The sequence below is a fragment of the Pseudomonas sp. BJa3 genome, assembly GCF_026343815.1.
Classification (GTDB): Bacteria; Pseudomonadota; Gammaproteobacteria; order Pseudomonadales; family Pseudomonadaceae; genus Aquipseudomonas; species Aquipseudomonas soli.
This window is the reverse complement of sequence record NZ_JAOXMC010000504.1, coordinates 1-240: the sequence shown is the minus strand read 5'-3', so window position 1 is coordinate 240 and position 240 is coordinate 1. Positions and strand designations below refer to the sequence as shown.

1 pseudogene is annotated in these 240 nt (G+C 67.9%); it reads left to right on the top strand.

The annotated features are described in order from the left end of the window. Nucleotides 1-240: pseudogene (locus OH705_RS28575) on the top strand (electron transfer flavoprotein subunit alpha/FixB family protein); the annotation flags it as partial.

Below are 240 nucleotides of genomic sequence, written 5' to 3'. Positions count from 1 at the left end.
GCAAGTGTTGGCGCCGCAGATCGCCGCGCTCGCGGCTGGCTACACGCACGTGTTCGCGCCGTCGACCACGTTCGGCAAGGACCTGCTGCCCTGCGTGGCCGCCCTGCTCGGCGTAAACCAGGTCTCCGACCTGATGGCCGTGGAAGGCCCGTACACCTTCAAACGCCCGATCTACGCGGGCAATGCGATCATCACCGTCGAAACCCCGGCCGACCAGACCGTGGTGGCGACCGTGCGCAC